The sequence below is a fragment of the Acidovorax sp. GW460-11-11-14-LB4 genome (assembly GCF_059423685.1).
On record NZ_JBWKYJ010000044.1, the window covers coordinates 1 to 18,310 of the forward strand.

At 62.3% G+C, this 18,310-nt stretch carries 17 protein-coding genes; 12 read left to right on the forward strand and 5 right to left on the reverse strand.

The features are described from left to right. Nucleotides 1-153 (reverse strand): flagellar motor protein MotB (locus tag AC07X4_RS15535; RefSeq protein WP_494740596.1); only part of this gene is annotated, 153 nt, incomplete at its 3' end. 47 nt (nucleotides 154-200) lie between these two features. Further along, the gene (gene motA / locus AC07X4_RS15540; protein WP_056065696.1) at nucleotides 201-1,061 is read right to left on the reverse strand and encodes a flagellar motor stator protein MotA; all 861 of its coding nucleotides are present in this window, start codon (nucleotides 1,059-1,061) and stop codon (nucleotides 201-203) included. Between the two features lie 467 nt (nucleotides 1,062-1,528). On the opposite strand from motA, the gene rfbF reads away from it, so the two are divergent. Genes rfbF through AC07X4_RS15575 form a run of 7 tightly spaced genes read left to right on the forward strand, consistent with a single transcriptional unit; the run spans nucleotide 1,529 to nucleotide 7,688 of the window. Continuing rightward, entirely contained in the window at nucleotides 1,529-2,299 is a 771-nt protein-coding gene (rfbF, locus tag AC07X4_RS15545) for a glucose-1-phosphate cytidylyltransferase (RefSeq protein WP_056748022.1), read from the forward strand. A 6-nt stretch (nucleotides 2,300-2,305) separates the two neighbouring features. Next, nucleotides 2,306-3,373 (forward strand): CDP-glucose 4,6-dehydratase, encoded by a 1,068-nt coding sequence (gene rfbG / locus AC07X4_RS15550; RefSeq protein WP_494740584.1) that lies wholly within the window; start codon nucleotides 2,306-2,308, stop codon nucleotides 3,371-3,373. Beyond that, nucleotides 3,370-3,930 carry a dTDP-4-dehydrorhamnose 3,5-epimerase family protein gene (locus tag AC07X4_RS15555; protein ID WP_108499797.1) on the forward strand — a complete coding sequence of 187 codons (561 nt, stop codon included), beginning with the start codon at nucleotides 3,370-3,372 and terminating at the stop codon, nucleotides 3,928-3,930. The genes rfbG and AC07X4_RS15555 overlap by 4 nt, the downstream gene beginning before the upstream one ends. After that, nucleotides 3,927-5,168 carry a class I SAM-dependent methyltransferase gene (locus AC07X4_RS15560; RefSeq protein WP_494740585.1) on the forward strand — a complete coding sequence of 414 codons (1,242 nt, stop codon included), beginning with the start codon at nucleotides 3,927-3,929 and terminating at the stop codon, nucleotides 5,166-5,168. Before AC07X4_RS15555 ends, AC07X4_RS15560 begins: the two co-directional genes overlap by 4 nt. Before the next feature lie 54 nt (nucleotides 5,169-5,222). Next, nucleotides 5,223-6,347 carry a DegT/DnrJ/EryC1/StrS family aminotransferase gene (locus AC07X4_RS15565; protein ID WP_494740586.1) on the forward strand — a complete coding sequence of 375 codons (1,125 nt, stop codon included), beginning with the start codon at nucleotides 5,223-5,225 and terminating at the stop codon, nucleotides 6,345-6,347. A gap of 10 nt (nucleotides 6,348-6,357) precedes the next feature. Then, nucleotides 6,358-7,008, forward strand: coding sequence for a GNAT family N-acetyltransferase (locus AC07X4_RS15570; RefSeq protein ID WP_494740587.1), 651 nt, complete (start codon nucleotides 6,358-6,360; stop codon nucleotides 7,006-7,008). 32 nt (nucleotides 7,009-7,040) lie between these two features. Further along, on the forward strand, nucleotides 7,041-7,688 hold the full coding sequence (locus AC07X4_RS15575) for an LbetaH domain-containing protein (RefSeq protein WP_056065712.1): 648 nt from the start codon (nucleotides 7,041-7,043) through the stop codon (nucleotides 7,686-7,688). A 9-nt stretch (nucleotides 7,689-7,697) separates the two neighbouring features. Here the strand turns inward: AC07X4_RS15575 and AC07X4_RS15580 are convergent, their stop codons facing one another. Both AC07X4_RS15580 and AC07X4_RS15585 read right to left on the reverse strand, forming a co-directional pair. Then, nucleotides 7,698-9,896: an O-linked N-acetylglucosamine transferase, SPINDLY family protein gene (locus tag AC07X4_RS15580; protein WP_494740588.1), complete on the reverse strand. Its 2,199-nt coding sequence runs from the start codon at nucleotides 9,894-9,896 to the stop codon at nucleotides 7,698-7,700. A gap of 124 nt (nucleotides 9,897-10,020) precedes the next feature. After that, complete coding sequence (locus tag AC07X4_RS15585; RefSeq protein WP_288852204.1) at nucleotides 10,021-11,505, reverse strand: flagellin N-terminal helical domain-containing protein; 1,485 nt, start codon at nucleotides 11,503-11,505, stop codon at nucleotides 10,021-10,023. A 321-nt stretch (nucleotides 11,506-11,826) separates the two neighbouring features. Here AC07X4_RS15585 and AC07X4_RS15590 point away from each other — a divergent pair, with 321 nt between their 5' ends. From AC07X4_RS15590 to AC07X4_RS15605, 4 genes are all read left to right on the forward strand, one after another. Further along, nucleotides 11,827-13,323, forward strand: a complete 1,497-nt coding sequence (locus AC07X4_RS15590; RefSeq protein ID WP_056065722.1) for a flagellin N-terminal helical domain-containing protein — start codon at nucleotides 11,827-11,829, stop codon at nucleotides 13,321-13,323. A 201-nt stretch (nucleotides 13,324-13,524) separates the two neighbouring features. Continuing rightward, nucleotides 13,525-14,958: a flagellar filament capping protein FliD gene (fliD, locus tag AC07X4_RS15595; protein WP_056065723.1), complete on the forward strand. Its 1,434-nt coding sequence runs from the start codon at nucleotides 13,525-13,527 to the stop codon at nucleotides 14,956-14,958. A gap of 69 nt (nucleotides 14,959-15,027) precedes the next feature. Then, nucleotides 15,028-15,477 carry a flagellar export chaperone FliS gene (fliS, locus tag AC07X4_RS15600; RefSeq protein WP_056065726.1) on the forward strand — a complete coding sequence of 150 codons (450 nt, stop codon included), beginning with the start codon at nucleotides 15,028-15,030 and terminating at the stop codon, nucleotides 15,475-15,477. Between the two features lie 2 nt (nucleotides 15,478-15,479). Continuing rightward, nucleotides 15,480-15,779, forward strand: coding sequence for a flagellar protein FliT (locus AC07X4_RS15605; RefSeq protein ID WP_007860919.1), 300 nt, complete (start codon nucleotides 15,480-15,482; stop codon nucleotides 15,777-15,779). 329 nt (nucleotides 15,780-16,108) lie between these two features. Here the strand turns inward: AC07X4_RS15605 and fliE are convergent, their stop codons facing one another. Continuing rightward, the gene (gene fliE, locus AC07X4_RS15610; protein ID WP_056065729.1) at nucleotides 16,109-16,420 is read right to left on the reverse strand and encodes a flagellar hook-basal body complex protein FliE; all 312 of its coding nucleotides are present in this window, start codon (nucleotides 16,418-16,420) and stop codon (nucleotides 16,109-16,111) included. A 175-nt stretch (nucleotides 16,421-16,595) separates the two neighbouring features. Between fliE and fliF the strand changes: the two genes are divergently transcribed. Continuing rightward, entirely contained in the window at nucleotides 16,596-18,290 is a 1,695-nt protein-coding gene (fliF, locus tag AC07X4_RS15615) for a flagellar basal-body MS-ring/collar protein FliF (RefSeq protein WP_056065860.1), read from the forward strand. The last annotated feature ends 20 nt before the right edge of the window (nucleotides 18,291-18,310 follow it).

Consider the following 18,310-nt stretch of genomic DNA (forward strand, 5'->3'; position numbering starts at 1 on the left):
GGCCGTGGAGCCCAAAAGCCACATCAGCAAGAAGAACGCCATCATCGCCGTCACAAAGTCGGCATAAGCGATCTTCCTGGCGCCACCATGCACCGCGTGGCCGCCTTTCTTGACGCGCTTGATGATGATGGGCTGGAGCTTCTTTTCTGCCATGGTGGTGGTGGGGCGTTACGGCGCGGCTACTGCATCCGCGGCGGCTGCTACTTCTTGCCCTTCACGTGTCCTTCCAGCTCCGAGAAGCTGGGGCGTACGTTGGAGAACAGCACCTTGCGGCCAAACTCAATGGCCGTGGCCGGGTTGTAGCCCTGCATGCTGGCGAGCAGGGTGGACTTGATGCACTGCAGTTCCTTGGCAGCGTCCTCGGTCTTTTGCTCGACGAGTCCGCCCAGGGGTTCCACCACGCCGTAGGCCAGCAAGATGCCCAGGAACGTGCCCACCAGCGCCGAGCCGATCATGCCGCCCAGCACGGAGGGAGGCTGGCCCACCGAGCCCATGGTGTTCACCACCCCCAGCACGGCGGCCACGATCCCGAAGGCGGGCAGGGCGCCTGCCAACCGGGCCAGCGCAGCCACGGGAGCATGGGCCTCCTGGTGGTGGGTATCGATTTCGCTGTCCATCAGCGCCTCGATCTCGTGGGAATTGAGGTTGCCCGACACCATCATCCGCAGGTAATCGGTGGTGAATTCGATCACATGGTGGTCGCTGCCCACCGTGGGGTATTTCTTGAAGATCTCGGATTCGTGGGGCGCTTCCACATCCTTCTCAATGGCCATCAGCCCCTCTTTGCGGGCCTTCTGCAGGATGTCATAGAGCATCGCCATCAGCTCCATGTAGCGCTCTTTCGTGTATTTGGAACCCTTGAGCGCCATCGGCAGTGCGGCCAAGGTGGCCTTGATCACCTTGGGCTGGTTGTTCACCACAAACGCGCCCAGTGCGCCGCCCAAAATGGTGATGATCTCAAACGGCAGTGCCTTGAGAATCACGCTGATATTGCCTCCGTGCATGATGTACACACCGAAGATGCAGCCGAGGCAGACGACGTAACCGATGATGACAAACATGCTTTAGACGTTTAGGGCGGCGGCAGGGGCACGACTGCGCTGGGGAGGGCTGCAGTCCACGGATTGACCGAAGGTTACTGCAAATGTATCGGATTGCAGAACGCGAAATGCCCCAAGAGGGCGGTCAACAGGCTGCTTCTCGGGCGAATGGACGCTGGCCGCTGCCACCGATGCGACGTTGGTGGTCTTGCGCGCGGGGATGGGCGTGTTCCGATGGCCCTCGGGTGCCCAGCAAGGGGTCTGAGCGGCCTCCCGGGGGCAATGCATACCCAGGTTTGTGTCAAGGCGTGGCGATGTGCTGATATTTATTGACTGTGGCGCTATCAATTTGATATTGATCTAAGTGAGCCCTTGCGCAGCGTGTCCGCCATCCGTGCGCCCACATCGCGTGCAAACGCCTCATTTGGACGGTGTTTCTGCTGTGACTGGACCTTTTTGGCCGTGAGGGCCTGCACTATGCTGCGGGCATGAAAGCTGTACTGCTGGCAGGCGGGCTTGGTACCCGCATTTCGGAGGAGTCGCACCTGCGGCCCAAGCCCATGATCGAGATCGGTGGGCGGCCCATCCTCTGGCACATCATGAAGATGTACTCTGCCCACGGCGTTAATGACTTCATCATCTGCCTGGGCTACCGCGGCTACGTTATCAAGGAGTACTTCGCCAACTACTTCCTGCACATGTCCGACGTGACGTTTGACATGGCCAACAACCGCATGGAAGTGCATCATCGCCATGCCGAGCCCTGGCGGGTGACGCTGGTGGACACCGGCGAAAGCACCATGACCGGCGGTCGCTTGCGCCGGGCGCAGGAATACCTGCCTGCAGGCGAGCCCTTCTGTTTTACCTATGGCGATGGCGTGGCCGACCTCGACATGACGGCCCAGTTTGCCTTCCACCGCGCCCATGGCCGCCAGGCCACGGTGACGGCCGTGCAGCCCCCGGGCCGTTACGGCGCCCTGGTGCGTGATGGCGACACCGTGGCGGGGTTCGAGGAAAAACCGCGGGGCGACGGTGGCTGGATCAATGGCGGTTTTTTTGTGCTGCAGCCCGAGGTGATCGACCTCATCGACGGCGACGCCACCAGCTGGGAGCTGGAGCCCATGGCCCGCCTGGCCACCAGCGGCCAGCTGCGCGCCTTTGAGCACACCGGCTTCTGGCAGCCCATGGACACGCTGCGCGAGAAGAATCTGCTCGAAGACCTGTGGCAATCGGGCCGCGCCCCCTGGAAGTGCTGGTAAACCACGATGCGTCCTGATCCCGACTTCTGGCGCGGCAAGCGCGTGTTGCTCACCGGCCACACCGGCTTCAAGGGCGCGTGGCTGGCCCTGTGGCTGCAACGCCTGGGCGCGCAGGTGACCGGCGTTGCGTTGCCCCCTGCTAGCGAGCCTAACCTGTTCACCCTGGCGCAGTTGGGGCAGGTCGGCCCGGGTATGGAGAGCCATTTTTGCGACATCCGCAACGCCCCGGCTCTGGCCCTGCGCGTGCACGCCGCCCGGCCCGATGTGGTGCTGCACCTGGCCGCGCAGGCGCTGGTGCGGCCCGGCTATGCAGCGCCACTCGATACCTTTGCCACCAACGTCATGGGCACGGCGCATGTGCTGGACGCGCTGCGTGGGCTGGCGGGCGTGCGCGTGGCCGTGGTGGTCACCACCGACAAGGTCTACCGCAACCGCGAATGGGCCTACCCCTACCGCGAAGAAGACTCATTGGGCGGGCACGACCCCTACAGCGCCAGCAAGGCGGCGGCGGAGTTGGTAACCGCCAGCTACCGTGATTCCTTTCTTGCAGCCCAGGGTGTGGCGGTGGCCACCGCCCGCGCGGGCAATGTGATTGGCGGCGGCGACTGGGCGCAAGACCGCTTGCTGCCCGACGCCGTGCGCGCCTGGGAGAAGGGTGAGACCCTGCGTATCCGTCGCCCCCAGGCAACGCGTCCCTGGCAGCACGTGCTGGAGCCGCTGGCCGCCTACCTGCGCCTGGCCCAATGCTTGTGGGAATCGCCCGCACTGGCCGGTTCCTACAACTTTGGCCCGCTACCGCACGAGGCCGCTACGGTCAAAAATGTCATCGAATTAGCCTCCAGCGCATATCCTTCCGGCGCAACAAGCTATGAAAAAGAGAGTGATGGCCCCCACGAAGCCGGCTGGCTCGCGCTGGAGACTGCCCACGCCCGCCAGGTGCTGGGCGTCGCCCCGCATTGGGCGCTGAACACCGCCGTGGCCCGCACCATGAACTGGTACCGACAGCACCATGGCGGCGCCGATGCGCGCGCGCTGTGCATGGCCGACATCGACGCGTGGGAGGCCCGCCCATGAGCCGCCTGGCCCTGGCGCCGCTGCCCCTGGCAGGGTTGTTCCGTGTGCAACGCCAGCCGTTGGTGGACGAGCGCGGCTTTTTTGCGCGCCTGTTCTGCACCGATGAACTGGCGGGGGCAGGCTGGGCGGGCCCGATCGCCCAAGTCAACCAGAGCTATACAGCCCTCCAAGGCACCGTGCGTGGCATGCACTACCAAAAGCCGCCGCACGCCGAAATGAAACTGGTGACCTGCCTGCGTGGCGAGGTCTGGGACGTGGCCGTGGACCTGCGCCAGGGCTCTCCCACCTTTTTGCAGTGGCATGCCGAGCATTTATCCGCAGACAACGGCAACGCGCTGCTCATCCCGCCCGGTTTTGCCCACGGCTTCCAGACGCTGACCGACCATGCCGAGCTGCTGTATTGCCACTCTGCAGCCCATGCGCCCGCCGCCGAGGCGGGGCTGCACCCGCTCGACCCGCGTCTGACCATTGCCTGGCCGCTGCCGGTGGGGCAAATGTCGCCCCGCGACGCAGGCCAGCCCGGGATGACCGAAGAATTCGAAGGAGTGCGCCTGTGAAGTGCCGACACTGCGGCAGCCCGCTGCAATTGCCGTTTCTGGACCTGGGCAGCGCGCCCCCGTCCAACGCCTACCTGCGCGAGGCCGCCCTGCGCGCGCCCGAAACCTGGTTCCCGCTGCGCCTGTTGGTGTGTGAGACCTGCTGGCTGGTACAGACCGAAGACCACGCCGGGCGCGAGGCGCTGTTCACCGACGACTACGCGTACTTCAGCTCGTTCTCATCGTCTTGGCTGGCCCACGCCAATGCGTACGTAGAGGCAATGCGCGAACGCCTGGCGCTCACCGCCGCCAGCCGCGTGGTCGAGGTCGCATCGAACGACGGCTACTTGCTGCAGTATGTGCAGGCGGCTGGCATTCCTTGCTACGGCGTGGAGCCCACCGCCAGCACGGCGGCGGCGGCTCGCGCCAAAGGCATAGCGGTGGTGGATCGGTTCTTTGGCGTGGCGCTGGCCGACGAGCTGGCAGCCGCCGACCGCCAGGCCGACCTGATCGCCGCCAACAACGTGCTGGCCCATGTGCCCGACATCAACGACTTTGTGGGCGGCTTCACGCGGCTGCTCAAGCCCCACGGCGTTGCCACCTTCGAGTTTCCGCACCTGCTGCGCATGGTGGAGGGTTGTCAGTTCGATACGGCGTACCACGAGCACTATTCGTACCTGTCGCTCACGGCCGTACAACGCATCTTTGCGGTCAACGGGCTGGTGGTGATCGATGTGCAGGAGCTGCCCACCCACGGCGGCAGCCTGCGGGTGTTTGCCGCCCGCGCCGATACCGTGGGCCACCCCCAGGTAACGGCTGAAGGCGCCGTCCGCGTGCAGCAACTGCTGGCCAACGAGGCCACGGCCGGCATGCTGGGCGCAGGTTTTTACAGCGATTTCCAGGGCCAGGCCATACGGGTCAAGCGAGAGCTGCTCACATTTTTGCTGCAGTGCCAGGCTGACGGCATTACCGTGAGCGCCTACGGCGCGGCCGCCAAGGGCAACACCTTGCTCAACTTTGCGGGCGTGCGGCCCGACCTGCTGCCCTACGTGGTGGACAAGAACCCCGCCAAGCAAGGCCAATTCCTGCCGGGCAGCCACATCCCCGTGGTGAGCGAGGCGCACCTGCTCGCCCACAAGCCGCAACGTATCCTCATCCTGCCGTGGAACCTGCGGAGCGAAATCGGCTTGCAGCTGAGCGAAATACGTGGATGGGGAGGCCAGTTTGTCACGGCCGTCCCTCGCCTAGAAGTCTGGTAGCCGAATACCTAGCGCTACGCCCATTTGAACCGTACACAACCGAAGGAGACCACCATGATCCCAATGTTCAAGCCCTTGATCGAACAAGAAGAAATCGATGCCAGCCGAGAGTCGCTGGAGCTGGGATGGCTCGGTATGGGCAGCTATGTGTCGGGGTTCGAGAAAAAGGTGAAAGAGATCCTGCAGGCCCCGGACCGCCATGTGGCAGCGGTGAGCACCGGAACGGCAGGCTTGCACATCGCGCTGCTGCTCGCGGGCGTGGGACCGGGGGACGAGGTGATCGTGTCGGCATTCAACTGCTCGGCCGACTACCAGGCCATCACCTGGGTGGGGGCGGACATCGTGTTCTGCGACTGCAACGACGACACGCTCGAGCTGGACCTTGTCAAGGCCGAGTCCTTGGTGGGCCCACGCACCAAGGCCATCATCGTGATGGACTACGACTGCATCATCAGCGATCACGACGCCATTGCCGCCTTTGCCGAGCGCCACAAGCTGCGCGTGATCCATGACGCGGCGCATTCATTTGGTTCCAGCTACAAAGGGCGGATGGTCGGCAGCTTTTCCGACATCTGCGTTTTCAGCCACGACCCGGTGAAAACAGTGACCTGTCTCGATGGCGGCACGATTGTTGTGCGCACGGAAGAAGAGTTGCGTCGTGTGCACGAGCTGCGTTTGCTGGGCATGCAGCAGCCTGCGGAGGTGATGTACCAGAACAAGCGTGCCTGGACTTTTGATGTCGAGCGGGTGGGATTTCGCTACCACATGCTCAACATGCACGCCGCGATCGGATTGGCGCAGCTGGGCAAGCTCGATGTGATCAAGTCGAGCCGCCAAGCGGCATCGCGCCGGTACAACGAAAAGCTGCAAGGCATTGCGCAGGTGCGCACTCCCCGTACCGATTTTGCCGAAGTCAACCCGTTTCTGTACTACATACGGGTGCCGGCAGAGCACCGCGATGCACTGCGAGACTTCCTCAAGGAGAACGGTGTGGACACCGGCATCCACTGGCAGCCGGGGCATTGGTTCTCGCTCTGGAAGGACTGCAGGGCAGGGGACCTGTCGGTGACCGACAGCGTGGGCAAGGGCATTCTCTCGCTGCCGCTGCACTCGCGCATGCCGCTGGAAAGCGTGGACACCGTGGCTGCGCAGGTGCGCCGCTACTTTGCCCAACTCTGAAGAGGCCGCCATGAGTGCATCCACCCCTGGGCAGCAGCTTTTTGCTGCCATCAAACAGACGGCCCGTGCTGGCGAGCCTGGCCTGTTGTTGCCGGTGGGGCAGCCGCTGGCAGCGGTCGTTCGACCCATAGCCACCGTGCCTGGACACACCGATGCTGTTGATGTGCGGCTTTTGACGGAGTGGCGAAACCGCCATGTCAAATCTTTCCTGACCGAGTTTGTATCCACCCCTGAGCGAACCGCCGCCTGGCTGTCTGGAGCAGTTCACGAGAACCCCGGCAAGATGTTGTTCATGGTGGAAACCTTGGATGGCGAGCGTGTGGGGCACGTGGGCCTGGGCTTCATTGATTGGCCGCGTGGTTATGGCGAGGCCGATGCCATCGTCAGTGGAGGCTCATCCCCTCCGGGATTGATGAAGGCCTCGTTGCTGGCGCTGATGCACTGGGCGCGCGATGCCCTCGGGCTGCAGACGCTGGCCGTACGGGTGCGATCGGACAATCCGGCGGTCGACTTTTACCGCAAGGTGGGTTTTCAGGAGTACCAGCGAGTGCCCATCGTGGCCAGCACAGTCCCTGGCGGGGTGGACTGGAAGGAGGACCCTCATGCAGTAGGGGCCCCTGCCAGCTTGGTGTACATGCAACTGCACTTACCCCGGGCCTGAACAGGCCCTGAGGTCGTTGAAGGAGGCTGGGCATGGAAATTTTGCGAATGGACCGTGATCGGTTGCTGCGCTACGTGGTGCAGCAACTGCACTACACGCTGCCCGACGATTTCGATCCCCGCATGGACATTGATGCGTGCCTGGACGAAGCACTTGCTCGCCTGCACGGGTGTATCAATGCCGTCCGGCCCTGGCGGCAGGACTGCTTTGATCCGCTGCATTCCACGCAGTACTGCAGTTTTCTGTACTTTCTGGCCAATACCATCTGGCGCCGCACGGCTAGTACGGAAACTCCCACACGCCTGTTCTTGCTGAACAAGGCCTTGAACGGTATCGACCTCTTTTACGAAATTGAGATGCCGCCGGTTTTCTTCATCGGACATTCCGTCGGGATCGTCTTCGCCAAGGCAAGCTACGGCAACTATCTGGTGATCTACCAGAATTCCACCGTCGGCAAGAACCATGGGGTGGCCCCCGTGCTTGGAGAGGGCGTCATCATGTACGCGGGCACCGCCATCATTGGGGACTGTCAGGTGGGCGACGGCACGGTGTTGTCTCAAGGGGTCAGCCTGGTCAACACCCACTCACCCGGGCAGTGCACCATTTACCGTGGCGACGCCGGCAGGGTGGTTTTCAAGCCCACCCGGCGCAATGCGCTGCTCGACATTTTCCGGATCTGACACGCAGCATCAGGAGCCCGGGATGTCCATCCCCATGGCTTGCGTCGCATATTGAAGGTAAGTCACCGCGAATTCGGTGTGCCCGTGTGCATGCTCCACTTCGGCAAGGCACGCCAGAGCGACGGGATCGTGTGGTACGGCGTTGAGCACTTTTTCGGCCAGCTCGGTCACGGCAATCCAGTGGCGGTCCGTGATCAAGGGGGCTGATTCGCCGATTCGCCGGGGCGGAGAGGAGGTCCGTGCTTTTTCAACCAGGTTCTGCAGGCTTTGGTGGGCTGCGTGCAAGCTGACCCGCTGGCCGGGTTTCAAGCCGACGCCCAGGACTGGGGGTTGCTCCCACTCTTGCGGGAACTGCGGTAACCAGCTCTGCATGGCCTGCTCCTGCGCCTGAGGATCGTCGGGATGCTCCATTTGAGCCAACCATTTCAGCCACATCACCCGCAGGCCTTCGCCAAAGTGCCGGCAGTAGAGGTCTTCGCGCATGAGCGCAGAGTTTTCCACTTCGCTACGCAGATTGAGCCGAAGCGCATTGAGCGCCTGGGTATCTGCTGCCAGGCCCGCAGCAATGCGCACATAGTCGTCCGGGCTCTCTGCCAGCCACTCCTTTCGCCCCAGGTAGCTGAGCATGCCGACGCCCATCCGGCTCTTGAAACTTTCGCCCATCATGGAGACGATGGGGACCGCCATCCACAACACATCGAAGGTGGTCGTGCCGCCGGTGAGTGGAAATGGGTCCAGCGCAATATCGATGCGGTGGTAGGTCAGGTATTGGTTGTCTTGGTTGAGCGGCACCAGCTCCAGCCGCGAAGGCGGGAGCCCCAGTCCCTCGCAGCGATCGCGGTAGGCCTGCGCGAACTCGGGGCGATCGAAATTCTTGCCCTCGATCAGCAAGCGTGAATGAGGCACGGCTTCCAGGACACGCCCCCACAGTGCCAGCACTTCATCCGTCAGCTTGCCCAGGTTGTTGCAGGAGCCGAAGGTGATGAACCCGTTATCTATCGCGGGCGAGGGGCGCACCTGATAGCGGGGCTGGTAACGCCACAGGGGATTGCGGCTCATGGGCCGGTAACAGGCGAACAGCGTAGGCAACCGGTACAACTGTTCCGTGTACTGGTCATCGACGCCTGGCGGGTCGGTGATTTCGTCCGTGAACTTGTAGTCCACGGCGGTGAGCCCGGTGGTGGCCGGAAACCCAAGCCACGACACCTGCACTGGTGCAGCCTTGTGCGCCAGGATGAGCAGGCCGTTGTTGCCCGTGTGGCCCGCCAAGTCGACCAGGATGTCTATGCCTTGGGCGCGGATGGCATCGGCCTGATGCTCGGGGCTGAAGCCAGCCAGGCGCACGAAGTGGTCGACATGGCATTCCACCCGCTCTGTGACATGGTCGCCTTTGGGGAACAGGTAGAACGCATACACCTCGAATTGCCGCCGGTCCAGCTGGGCCAGCAGCCCCTCCACCGAGTACATGACGGCGTGCATGCGGAAGTCGGGTGACAGAAACCCAATCTTCAGGCGGCGCCAGGGCGAGCCGCGATGGGCCTCAAAGCTGGGCCAGTTGGGGCGCAGTGGGGGCTCAAAGACGCTGCCAAACTGGCGGGCGGCTGCAGACAGCTGCGCAGCGTTCACCTGCGGGTTCGCCAGCATGAAAAGCAGCCTGTTGGTGTAGTTTCCAGGGTCGCCGGGGCTGAGCGCGATGGCTTTCTCGCAATCCTGTACAGCCTCGCGCACCTGGCCCAGCTCGCGGCGGTGAATGGCGCTTTGCATCAGGGCGCCGACTGTCAGCGGCATGGAGTCAGCCAGCGCGAGGGCTTTCTGGCTCGCATTAAATCCCTTGCTGTGCAAATTGATCAGATAGCAACACTCGGCGAGTTTGATCCATGCAACGGCTTGCTGGGGGCGCAGCTCGCAGACCTTTTCGAGATGCGGAAGTGCGTCGTAGTTGCGTGCTTGCTCAATCAGGATGTTGGCGTAGTTGATGAGCAGCTCGGCATCGCCTGGCCAGTACGCATAGGCTTGCTTGTAGGCCTTGAGGGCTGCGTCGAACTCGCGCTGCTTGTGGAGCGAGAAGCCCAGCAGGCGGTTGGCGCCCAGGTGGCGGCCATTCTTGCGCAGAATTTGGCGGCACAACCGAGTCAGCGCGGGCCAGTCTGCGGCTGCGAGGGCCGCATGGAGGCGGGGATCGTCCTGGGCGGTGTTTTTGGATTGCACGTGGCTGCCGATCTACAAGCTAAGAAGCGGGGGGCGCCGCACAGTGTGCCATGTGAAAAGGGGCCCATCGGGGCCCCTTGTCGTTGCGTTGCAATTCCACTGCGCGGCGTGTGGGCTGGGTCAATTACTTGAGCAGCGACAGCACGCCTTGCGGGATTTGGTTGGCTTGAGCCACCATCGCCGTGCCGGCCTGTTGCAGGATCTGAGCCCGCGACAAGTTGGCGGTTTCTGCCGCGAAGTCGGCATCCTGGATGCGCGAGCGCGAGGCAGAGAGGTTTTCCGATGTGATCTGCAGGCTGGAAATGCTGGTTTCAAAGCGCGACTGCAGGGCGCCGAGCTTGGCGCGTTCGCCATTGATGAAGGCCAGTGCCGAGTCCACGGTCTTGAGCGCATCGGTGGCGCTGGTGAAGGTGGTCACGTCCAGGTTGGCCACGGTGTGCAGTGACGATCCGCCGCTGTCCAGCTGGTTGCTGGCAGAGGTCAGGGCAAACGATTTCTCAGAGTCGAGTGTGATGTAGCCGCCGGTGGCAACGTTGTCGATCGTGGCATCGGCTGCCAAGGTCTGTGCAGTGCCGTTGCTGGCGCCTGCCGCGTCGTAGCCGGTCACGCTCACGGCGGCTGCATTGGCATTGGTGGTATCTCCCACCACGATGTTGTTGCCGGTGGCGTTGGTCAGGATGATCTGGGTGCCGTCCGAGCTCAGCGAGGCGTTGATGCCGGTTTTTGCAGACTGCTCATTGATCGCCGATACGGCAGGCGACAGGCGGTCTGTGCCGGTGGCGGATGTCAAGGTGAACGAGATCGTGCGGGATGCGCCTACGTTGTCGCCTTCCAGCGTCAGCGAATAGGACCCGGCCGAGGCCATGCCTCCCAGGCGTACTTCGGTGCGGGCGGTTGCGGTCACGCCCGTGGTGGCCTGCAGGGAATTGATCTGATCGGCGGTGGCTTTGGCGGTGGCATTCGAATTTACCGTCATGGTGCCTGTGCCCAGGTAGCCGCTGATGGAGACCGAACCCGCTGTCACGCCGTTGGATGTGGCGCCAGTCGCAGGGGCCTGTGCACCAATACCCGAGCCGTTGGAGGCGATGTTCTGGTTGTTGCCGTAGACGTTGGTGCGCAGGTTGGCCGTCGCTGCGACGATGGTCTGGTTGGCATTGGCGCCCACCTGGAACTGTTGCGTACCAAAGGTGCCGTCCAGCAATTTCTGGCCGTTGAACTCGGTGGTTTGCGAAATCCGGTCCAGTTCCGCCACCAACTGGCCGACTTCCTGCTGCAGGGCCTGGCGGTCGCCAGCGCTGTTGGAAGCGTTGGCCGATTGCACGGCCAGTTCGCGCACCCGCTGCAGGATGTTGCCGGCGGAGCCCATCGCACCTTCTGCCACCTGGGCCAGCGAAATTCCGTCGTTCGCATTGCGAACCGCCTGGTTCAGGCCACGAATCTGGCTGGTGAAACGCTCGGAAATCGCCAAACCGGCTGCGTCGTCCTTGGCGCTGTTGATGCGCAGGCCCGACGACAAGCGCTGGATGGCTGAGTTGAGCGACATCTGGCTGGTGCCCAAATTTCGCTGCGCGGTGAGCGAGCTGATGTTGGTATTGATGGTTGCTGCCATGGCGAAACTCCTTAACGTCGCAAGACGGATCTGTTTGCCGGTTCAAGCGCACCCGTCCGGCTGTCAATGAGGGAACGATGGATGAATTGTGGAGATGCCGCTTTTTGGCGTTGGGGAGATAAGCGGCAAAAAAGTCGTACAACTTGCGCGTTTGACCCTCAAGTTTTCCGGCGGTGACCCGAAAACACTTACAACGGACCGTAAGCGGCCCGCCGTTCACCAGAAGCTAAAGAGCACTGGCGAACCCAGGAAGCCAGCGTGGTGCTGGCGCCCCGGCTGGCGGCAACGCCATATTCAGTCAGTTCTTTCTGGAGATTTGCAATGGCTTCCACCATCAATACCAACATCAGCTCGCTCACCGCACAGCGCAACCTGGGCATGAGCCAGACCTCGCTGAACACGTCCATCCAGCGCTTGTCGTCGGGCCTGCGCATCAACAGCGCCAAGGACGACGCGGCCGGTTTGGCGATTTCCGAGCGTTTCACCAGCCAGATTCGTGGCCTGAACCAGGCGGTTCGCAATGCCAATGACGGTATCTCCCTGGCGCAAACCGCTGAAGGTGCATTGAAGGCTTCCGGCGACATCCTGCAGCGGGTGCGTGAGCTGGCCGTGCAATCGGCCAACGCTTCCAACAGCGCCGGCGACCGTCAGGCCCTGCAACAGGAAGTTGGCCAGCTGGTGTCTGAGCTGGACCGCATTTCGCAAACCACCGAATTCAACGGTCAGAAGCTGCTGGACGGCACCTTTGGTACGCAACAGTTCCAGGTGGGCGCCAACGCCAACCAGACCATCGTGGCGGCAACGGGCAATCTGCGCACCACGGTGTACGGCAACAACCAAAACGTGGCATCGAACGGCTCGGGCATCGGTGCTCAGGCCACCGTGGCAGCGGGCGCGACTTCCAACGGCGTAGCTGCTGGCACCATTGCCATCAGCGGCTACCTGGGTACTAATAGCATTGCGGCAGGGTCGAACGCGACGGCCAAGGCAACAGCCGATCAGATCAATGGCATGAAGGCCACCACCGGTGTGACTGCCACTGCCCGTACCGAAGTGCGTTTGGGTGGCATGGCCTCGGCTGGTTCCTATTCGCTGACCTTGCAGGGCGACAATGTCGGGTCTGCTGCCGCCGTCACGGTGTCGTTCACGCTGACCTCTGCCACCGGCACCGACCGCCTGTCGGCTGCAGTGTCCGCCATCAACGACCAGGCTGCCAAGACCGGCATCAACGCAGCTCTGAGCTCGGACGGCACGCAAGTGATTCTGACCAACGCTACCGGCAACGACATCGTGGTGGGTGATACCGCCAATGCCAATGCTGCCAATGTGACCGTCACCGGCTACGATGCAGCTGGCGCCAGCAACGGTACGGCCCAGACCCTGACTGCCAACTCTGCCGCAGAAATGGTGAATACGGGCGGCTACATCGTCCTGGATTCGGAAAAGTCGTTCGCCGTGGACTCTACTAGTGCGACCCAACTGGATGACGGTGGCTCTGCATTGCAGGCTGTGGCCAACCTGGACGTGACCACGTTCAGCAACGCGACCAATGCGCTCAAGACCGTGGACTCTGCCCTGGCCTTCATCAACGGCGAGCGTGCCAAGCTCGGTGCCCTGCAGTCGCGCTTTGAAACGTCGATCAGCAACCTGCAAGTGACGTCGGAAAACCTGTCCTCCTCGCGTTCGCGTATCCTGGACGCCGACTTTGCCGCAGAAACCGCCAACCTGTCGCGCGCTCAGATCCTGCAACAGGCCGGTACGGCGATGGTGGCTCAGGCCAACCAGCTGCCGCAAGGTGTGTTGGCCCTGCTGCGTTAATAGGCAGAGGGCATGGCAGTCAGGGCGTTGCAGCGCCCTGAAGTGGCCCAGGCGGCGGCAGATTTCTGTCGCCGCCCTTTGGCTTTTTGGGACAGCGGGTGCCAGGACCGCTGGATAAGACGGGTTTCCTGGCGTGTTTACGGACGTTCTTGATCGCCGTTCGGCGCCATAATTTCCGTTGGACCAGTTCAGGAGGTTTGTATGGCAACCATTTCATCCCCAGGTGTCGGCACGAATGGACTTGATGTCAAAAACATCATCTCCCAGCTCGTCGCCCTGGAAAAAAAGCCCCTGGACACGCTCAAGCTGCAAGCGGCCACGGTCAATACCAAGATTTCCGCCTTTGGGCAGATCAAGTCGCTGGTCTCCACGCTACAGGACGCTGCTGGCAAGCTGACCAGCGTGACCGGGTGGAATGGTGTGGCCACCACGTCATCCGACTCCAAATATGTTTCCGCCACTGCCGTTGGGGGCACGCTGCCCACAACGTTCAGTGTGGAAGTCCAAAGCCTTGCCAAGGCACAGGCCACAGCGTCGGCCGCTTTGCTGCCCGTAGGTGGTGCGCTCGGGGCGGGTACGCTGCGCCTTGAATTGGGCAAGTGGAGTGTGGCGCCCGCATCGTTCACGCCTGGCAGTGGCCAGCCCGTGGACATCAGCATCAGCGCCAGCGACAAACTGTCGGATGTGGCCAGCAAGATCAATGGCGCCAATGCAGGGGTCACTGCGTCGATTCTCAGCGACGCTTCGGGCGAGCGTTTGCTGCTGCGCAGCAAGAGCACTGGTGAGGAATTCGGATTTCGACTGAGCGTGATGGAAGGTGGTGATACGGATCCCCAGAGTGCCGGCAACACCGATGCCACGGGTTTGTCCCGCCTCGTCAATGGCGCCACGGTCACACAGGCTGCCGCCAATGCCAAGGCCACGGTCAACGGGATCGCGGTGTCTTCGGCCACTAATACGTTTGCGTCCACGATTTCGGGTGTAACTTTCAAGGCCGAGCAAGTGACGACGGCTCCCATTGATATCACCGTGAGCAAGGACAACTCTGCCATCCAGTCCAACATTGATGGATTCGTGAAGGCCTACAACGCCATCAACGAATTGCTCCAAGATGCGACCAAATACGACGCAAAGACCCGTTCGGCGGGGCTTTTGCAAGGGGATTCGACCGCTGTGGCACTGCAGAACTCTCTGCGCAACGCGATCCAGTCGATCTCGACGGGTGGCGGGGCCTTCCAGCGTCTGGCAGATGTCGGCATCACGCAGCAGCTGGGCGGGAATCTGGCCGTCGACTCCACCAAGCTGAACAAGGCCCTGACTGAGAAGCCTGACGACGTGAAGAACCTGTTCCGCAACACCGGAGGCGGATCGGCCGATGGCATTGCGGTGCAACTGAAGGCGCTGACCACCAATCTGCTGGCCAACGATGGTTTCTTCAAATCCAAGGACGACACCCTGCAGCTGAGTCTCAAGCGCAATTCTCAGGACCAAACGCGCGTGAACGAAAAGGTTGACGCATTTGAAAAACGCATCACGCGGCGCTATAACGCGCTGGACAGCCAGTTGAGCAGCCTGAATGGCCTGAACGCCTATATCTCGCAGCAGGTGGCGGCCTGGAATAAATCGACGGGCTGAATAAACAGAGGCTTCAGTTTTCTTGGCGCACGCCGATAACTTAAGTAATACCTCGGAAGGATTGTCAGCATGTTCAGCGCCTACAGCCCCCGTGCAGCCAACGCGTACCAGCGCATCAACGTAGAGACCAGCATGCACACGATCGACCAGCACCAGCTGGTCAGCCTGCTGTATGAAGGTGTTCTCAACTCCATTGCCACTGCACGCGGCGCCATGGCGCGCGGTGATGTGCTCGGCAAGGTCAATGCCATTTCCAAGGCCATCCGAATTCTGGAAGAGGGGTTGAGCACCTCGCTCGACAAGGTGGATGGCGGTGAACTGGCGGAGAACCTGGGTGCGCTTTATGACTACTGCATCCATCGCCTTACGCTGGCCAATGCCCGTAACGACGACGCCATGATGCAAGAAGTCATGCGCCTGATCGAGCCCGTGGCAACCGGGTGGAATGAAATCAAGAAATCGGGTGCCGGTGCTTCCGAAACGCCAGCCTCGGGCCAGCCCGTGCTGGTGGAGGCCTGACCATGTCTCACATGCTGATTGACTATTACAAGGCGATTGAAGACAGCAGCGCCAAGATGCTGGAGGCTGCCAAGCTCAAGGATTGGGATGGTGTGGTGCGCTATGAAGGCGCCTGTGCCGTGCTGATCGAGCAACTGCGCTTCAAGTCGCAAGAGCACGAATTGCTGCCTGAGCACCGCCGTGAGAAGACCCGCATCATGCAGCGCATCTTGCGCAACGATGCGCAGATCCGCTGCCTGGCAGAGCCTTGGCTCGCGCAATTCGAGCATCTGTTCGAGGGGCAGCCCCAGATGATGCACTGAGTGCGGGCCGCGCAACACGCCCGGGCTGCTGTGTGCGGCAGCGGCCTAGCGGTCAAAGATGGCTGCTTGTTGGGGCTGGGATTGCCGGATTAGCGGAGCACCCCGGTTGAGGGGGGGGGCGTCCAGTGGGGTGCCAAAGTGCGCGGTGCTGAACCTGTCGCTACTTCGACCGCCAAGCGTCTCTGGGTCAAAAAATGCAATAAATTTGCCTGAGGCTGCTAGTGCAGCATGTCTTTGCTGCTATCAAAAATATAGTTTCTTGTCTTGGCACAGCGCAGTGCCACACGGCTGCCCCGTTGAGAACGGGGCCTTCATACTTCGCCAGCAGCTCACACCTGCATATTCATAATATCGGTGTACGCCTGCACCATGCGATTGCGCACGTGCAGTGTGGCTTGAAAGCCGATTTGCGCCTTCTGGATAGCCACCATGGTCTCTTCCAGACTCACGGAGGGGTTTTCCATTTGCACCTCCTTTTGCATCTCGGAAGATTTGTTCTGCGCGGCACTCACTGACTGCAATGCGCCCTTGAGCGCGCCGGAGAAGCCGACTTCATTGCCCGTGGTTTGCGGCGCTGCAGCACGGCGCGCGACGCCAGCGCCCGTCAGCGGGGCGGTTGAGCTGGAGATGCGAAGGTCCATGGCGGTATCCGTAGGGGAATGGCGGTATGCTGCGTATCCTAGCTACCGGCCCAGGATGCATCGCTCTGAATAGATGGCCAAACGGACGGCTTATCCAGCGAACATTTTGGGGGCGTGACCGAATAATCGACCCCACGCTAGGTCTGTTGCAGGGCCTGCTTTAATGGAAAGCAAGATGTCTGCTGTTGCTGAAGTCCCTCTCAATCCGCTCCCGACGCCGGCCAGTCCCAACTGGCTGCAGCGGCTGTCCGCCCTCGACCGGGCGCAGCGCATGCGGCTGGGTGCGGGCGTGGCGCTGCTGGTGGCTGCTGCCGTTGCGGCCGTCGTGATGGGGCGCCAACCCGACTACCGGGTACTGTTTTCCAATCTGGGCGACAAGGATGGCGGAGCCGTGGTGGCGCAGCTCTCCCAAATGAATGTGCCCTACAAGTATTCCGAGGGTGGCGGCGCCATCCTGATCCCAGCGGAGCGCGTGCATGACGTGCGTCTGCGACTGGCCACTCAGGGCCTGCCCAAGGGCTCCGTCGCAGGTTTTGAGCTGATGGAGTCCAACAAATTCGGGATGACGCAGTTTCAGGAGCGCCTGAACTTCCAGCGCGGGCTGGAGGGGGAGCTCACCCGGTCCATTCAAGCCTTGTCGTCCGTGCAAAGTGCCCGTGTGCACCTGGCCTTGCCCAACCAGAACGGATTTTTCCGTGAGCAGCAAAAGCCGTCGGCCTCGGTACTGGTGAGCCTGCACCCCGGCCGCATTCTGGACCGTGCCCAACTCGCGGGCATCGTGCATCTTGTGGCTTCCAGCGTGCCGGAACTGGCGCCGTCGGCCGTGAGTGTGCTGGATGACACGGGCAAGCTGCTGTCCCAGTCTCCCGACAGCACGGCCGGTGCTGAAATCAATGCCCAGCAGCTCTTGTATGTGCAGCAGCTGGAGCAGCAGTATTCGCGCCGCATCATGGACATTCTGGAGCCCGTGGTCGGCCGTGACAACGTCAAGGCACAGGTGACGGCTGAGGTGGACTTCTCCCAGACCGAGTCCACCTCCGAGCAATTCCGCCCCAACCAGACGCCAGACTCCAGCGCCGTACGCAGCCAGCAGGTGCTGGAAAGCCGTGGCAGCGCGACGAAGACCGCCACGGGTGTGCCCGGTGCGGTTGCCAATCAGCCTCCCGCTCCGTCTGCAGCGCCCATCAATGGCGCCAACCCTGCGCCCAACGCGGGCGGCCAACAGGGGACTGAGGAGCAGTCCAACAAGCGCGAGTCCACCACCAACTATGAAGTGGACAAGACGGTGAAAGTGGTCCGTGGCAGTACAGGCGCAGTCAAGCGGCTGAGTGCTGCGGTCGTGGTCAACTACCAGTCGGCCGAGGACAAGGGCAAGACCGTGACCAAGGCGCTGACGCCCGAGCAGATCGAGCAGATGACGGCGCTGGTGCGTGAAACCATTGGCTTCAATCGCGAACGCGGTGATTCGGTGAATCTGATGAATACGCCGTTCCAGGTGACCGCAGTGCCCACCACAGACACCCCGCTTTGGAAGCAGCCTGAGGTGGTTGATCTGGCCAAGACCTTTGCCTGGCCCGTAGGTGCGGTTCTGTTTGCTGCCCTGGTGCTGATGGGGCTGGTGCGTCCTGCGCTCAAGGGCCCAGCGCCGGCCAAGGCCGGTGCCGCCAAGCCGGTGGCAGGTGGACAGCTGGACGCGCTGGAGGCAGAAACACCCGAGCGCCCGGCATTGGCAGCGCCCGCCCGCAAGGACGAAGTGTTGCCCGCGACCCCCGAGCAGCTGCGCCTGGAAGATGCGCGCACGCTGGCCAAGGAGAATCCGGTCGCGGTCGCCAATATTCTCAAGACCTGGCTGAACGGCGAGCCCGTTTAGTCGCCTCTACCGCTACCGAT